Below are 5,015 nucleotides of genomic sequence, written 5' to 3'. Positions count from 1 at the left end.
CCGTCCGATCCACCAGATCCTCAGACACCAACGCCACACCCAGCGAAACCGACTGCCCCAGCAACGGATCCAACTCAGCAACAATCACATCGAAAACCTCGGCGAACACCGGATACGCACCATGGAGCTCAGCGGCCATACCCGCCCACTGCGCACCCTGACCCGAAAACACCAACCCCGTCGAACCCGACACCACACGACCAGACACCACACCCGAAACCTGCACACCGCCAGCCAACGCACGCACACCCGCCAACAGACCATCACGACCCTCGGCCACCACAACCCCGCGATGCTCGAACACACCACGCGTCGACGCCAGCGAGAAACCGACATCCACCGGATCGTGGTCGCCCACATGCGACATCAAACGAGCAGCCTGATCGCCAAGAGCCTCACCACTACGCGCCGAAACCACCCAGGGCAGCAGGCCTCCAGCCGGAGCGATCCGCGCCACCGGGTCCGCCACCGGCTCGATCACAGGGGCTTGTTCGACGATTACGTGAGCGTTGGTGCCGCTGATCCCGAACGAGGACACACCAGCACGACGCGGCCGATCCACCTCCGGCCACGACTGCGGCTCGGTCAGCAACTCGATATTGCCTCGAGTCCAATCGACTTTGGTGCTGGGCTGGTCGACATGCAGCGTCATCGGCAACACACCGTGGCGCATCGCCATCACCATCTTGATCACACCACCCACACCCGCCGCGGCCTGGGCATGACCGATATTGGACTTCAACGAACCCAACCACAACGGACGATCCGCACCCCGCTCCTGCCCATACGTCGCCAGCAACGCCTGCGCCTCGATCGGATCACCCAACGTGGTACCCGTGCCATGGGCCTCCACCACATCCACATCGACCGCTGAGATACCGGCATTCGCCAACGCCTGGCGGATGACCCGACGCTGCGAGGGACCATTCGGCGCGGTCAAACCATTAGACGCACCATCCTGATTCACCGCCGAACCAGCAACCACCGCCAAAACCTGATGACCATTGCGCTGCGCGTCAGACAAACGCTCCAGTACCAGGACACCAACACCCTCGGACCACCCCACACCGTCGGCCGCATCCGCGAAGGACTTGCACCGCCCATCCGCCGACAAACCCCGCTGACGACTGAACTCGACGAAGGTCTCCGGGGTGGCCATCACCGTCACACCACCGGCCAACGCCAGATCACACTCACCCGACCGCAGCGACTGCGCAGCCAAATGCATCGCCACCAACGACGACGAACACGCCGTATCCACCGTGACGGACGGCCCCTCGAAGCCGAAAACGTACGAAACTCGACCGGAGGCAATAGCTCCCGCATTCGCGTTGGCCGGGTAGTCGTGATACATCATGCCGGTGAAAACGCCGGTCGAACTGCCACGCAGCGAACCGGCGTCGACGCCGGACCGCTCCAACGCCTCCCACGAAGTCTCCAACAACAAGAACTGCTGCGGATCCATCAACGCGGCCTCATTGGGACTGATACCGAAGAACGCGGGATCGAATTCTCCAGCCGAATGCAGGAAACCGCCCTCGCGGGTGTAGGTGCTACCCGGCGTTCGACCGGTTCGATCGTAGAGACGTGCTACATCCCAACCGCGATTTGCCGGAAACTCCGACGTCGCATCGCCCCCCTCCGCGACCAACCGCCACAGGTCCTCCGGCGAATCCACCCCACCCGGATACCGGCACGCCATGCCAACAATCGCAATCGGCTCGCGAAGGGCCGCGTCGAGCTTGCGGTTTCGAGCACGCAATCGCTCGGTCTCCTTGAGCGAGACACGCAACGCCTGCGCTAGCTTCTGGGTCTTGTCATCGGGGTTCGTCATGATTGATTCCAGGTCTTCCTAGTCAGTCCTCGGATGAGCTGTTGAAAGCCAGATCGATCAGGTCGTCGATCTCGAGCGCGTCAATCGATTCATCCGCGATGCTGTGATCGATTTCGCCATTTCTTTCCTGGCCCTGCGCAAGCTTCATCAGCGCATCCAGCAGGCCCGCCTCCTGGAGACGGGTGAGCGGAATTGTTTGAAGGGCTCGACGAATATCGTTTTCCGGCAGATCGGCCGACTCGTCGGAGTTGTGGTCGGTGAGTTCCTCACAGAGGTAGTCGGCCAGGACCTGTGGTGTCGGATAGTCGAACACCAGAGTCGCGGGCAGCTGCAAACCCGTCACAGTTTTCAGGGCATTGCGGAACTCGACAGCGGTGACCGAATCGAAACCCAACTCGCTGAACGCCTTGTCCACCTCGACCGCATTCGGGTTCTGATGACCCAGGATCGCCGCGACCTGGCCGCGAACAATCTCCTCCAGCACCCCGAAGCGCTCGTTTTCCGGCGCGTTGGCCAAACGAGCACGCAATGCCACAGCCGCGCCCGAGGCTGCTTTGCGACGCTGCGGGATCAGATCTGTGAACAAGGTCGAGGCCGATCCCGTGACGCGCATGCCATCCAGATCCACATGGGCAAGAACCAGCGTCGCCGCATCGATCCGGGTCGCCACGTCGAACAGTGCGAGACCTTGTTCTTCCGAGAGCGGCAGCACACCGGAGCGAGTTATCCGCTGCCGGTCAACGGCATCGAGGTCGGCGGCCATACCGCCGTCCATGCCCCACAAACCCCACGCAAGGGACTGGCCGGACCGACCGGACGCCCTGCGATGCGCCGCCAACGCATCCAAACACGCATTGGCCGCCGCATAGTTGCCTTGCCCAGCGTTGCCGAACGTCCCGGCCACGGAACTGAACAATACGAATGCCTTCAACCGGCGGTCCCGGGTCAATTCGTGCAGGTGCAGGGCGGCATCGACCTTGGGGCCCAATACCGTGTCCAACCGGTCCGGGGTAAGCGAACCGATCGCACCGTCGTCGAGCACACCGGCCATGTGGAACACACCCGTAAGTGGATGACCGGCAGGAACATTGGCCAGTACCGCAGCCAATGCATCACGATCAGCGGCATCGCACGCGACGAACTCGACTTGGGCACCGAGTCGCTCCAACTCGGCACGCAACTCGGCGGCCTCGGGCGCGGATCCACCACGACGACTCAACAGCAGCAAACGACGCACACCGCGTGCGGTGACCAGGTGCCGGGCGAACAACCCACCGAGCAACCCAGTCGCACCGGTGACCAGAACAGTGTCGTCGGAGGCGAAAGCGTCGGGGGTCGCGGCGGCCGCCTGAGCGGACGTCATTCGGGCCAGACGTGCCAGGTGAACCTGTCCATCACGCACGGCAACCTGCGGTTCCGCCGCAGCCAGCACCCCACCCAGCAACCCGTCGAGTCCGGAATCGGTGTCGATCAACACGATCCGGCCAGGATGTTCGGTCTGTGCGGAACGAACCAGACCAGACACGGCGGCACCGGCAAGATTCGTAATATCTTCCCCCGCAACCGATACCGCACCACTGGTTCGGACCACCAACACCGAATCAGCGAATCGAGGCGTTGTCGTCCAGGCCTGAAGAACCTCCAGAACCTCGTGGGTCGCGGAATGGACCGCAGCCGGATCATTACCGGTCGGACAGTCCAACACCACCACTGCCGGGACATCCTCGCCTAGATCCCCCCACCGCACTGCGGTCACCTCGACTTCGGGCACCGAGATCGGTGTCCAGCCAACCTGGAACAACGCATTCCGGACGCCGGACACACCGGAAGTGAGCTGCGCGGGATCTATCGGTCGAGACGCAAAATGCCGCACGGATGCCACCGGGACGCCCGTCGAATCCGCGAGATCCAGAGCAACGCCGTGCTCACCTCTCCGAGTGACCCGAACTCGCAACGCATCAGCCCCGGCCGCATACACACTGACGCCCGACCACTCGAACGGCAGCGCGACTTCATCTGTGCGCATATCCCCAGCTGAACGCAAAGCATGCAAAGCCGCGTCGAGCAACGCAGGATGCAAGCCGAAACCACCTGCCTCGGCACGGGCTTGTTCGGGCAAAGCGACCTCGGCATAGATTCCTTCGGTCCCACGCCATACCGATGTCAACGCCTGAAACACCGGACCGTACTGATACCCCTGGGCATCGAGCACGTCGTAAACACCATCGATATCAACAGCAGTGGCGCCAACCGGCGGCCACGAAACCAGATCGAAATCGGCCACCGTCTCACCCCGGGCAAGAACGCCGTCCGCGTGCAACGTCCACGATGGCGTCGTATCCGCAGCACCGTCAGGGCAGGAGAAGACCCGCACAGACCGATGACCCGTCTCGTCCTGGTCACCGATCACCACGCGTACCGCAACCCCACCGGTCTCCGGCAACACCAATGGCGCTTGCAGCACCAGCTCTTCCAGAATCGAGCAGCCGACCTGTTCCCCGGCATGCAAAACGAGCTCGACAAAGCCGGTACCGGGAAACAACACCGTGTCCATCACCTTGTGATCGGCCAGCCACGGTTGCGCCTGCACCGACAAGCGTCCACTGAGAGCGACTCCGTCGGAATCCGGTTGCGACACGACTGCCGAGATCAAAGGATGCTCGGTAGCCACAAAACCCATCGCCCGAGCCCCACCACCGACAGCAGCGGCCGCTTCGATCATCCAATACCGTCGACGCTGAAAAGCATAGGTGGGCAAAGCAATTCGCTGCGCTCCCGTACCGGCATACATGCCGGCCCAGTCCACATCGGCACCCGAGACGAACAACCCGGCCACCCCACCCAACAGCACCGAGGCATCAGCCCGATCCCGACGAGCCAACGCCACCACGGTTGCAGCCGCACTCGTCAATGCCGTTGTCTCTGCGCCATCGAGGATCTGGTTGACCATCGGAAACAGCACGGCATCCGGTCCGACCTCCGCGAACCGCACTACGCCCAAGTCCACGGCCGTTCGAACAGCGTCAGCGAAGCGCACCGTGTCACGAACCTGACCCACCCAATACGACACATCACACATCTCATCCACAACACGCACACCAGTCACCGTCGACACCAACGCGATACTCGGCCGGTTGAACACCAAACCCTCGATCACCGTCGCGAACTCAGCCAACATCGG

Annotated in this window: 2 protein-coding genes; both read right to left on the bottom strand. The window is 62.7% G+C overall.

Going from position 1 to position 5,015, the window contains the following annotated elements; all coding sequences use genetic code 11:
* The coding region (locus ACIBJI_RS42455; RefSeq protein WP_397088843.1) for a type I polyketide synthase at nt 1-1,834 on the bottom strand (1,834 nt) is incomplete at its 3' end.
* Nucleotides 1,835-1,856: 22 nt separating this feature from the next.
* Nucleotides 1,857-5,015: type I polyketide synthase (locus ACIBJI_RS42450; protein ID WP_397088841.1), on the bottom strand; the 3,159-nt coding region annotated here is incomplete at its 5' end.

It is taken from the genome of Nocardia sp. NPDC050408 (assembly GCF_044458905.1).
In the GTDB taxonomy this organism is placed as follows: domain Bacteria; phylum Actinomycetota; class Actinomycetes; order Mycobacteriales; family Mycobacteriaceae; genus Nocardia.
The sequence above is the reverse complement of the archived record's forward strand: the minus strand, read 5'-3'. Positions and strand labels throughout refer to the sequence as shown.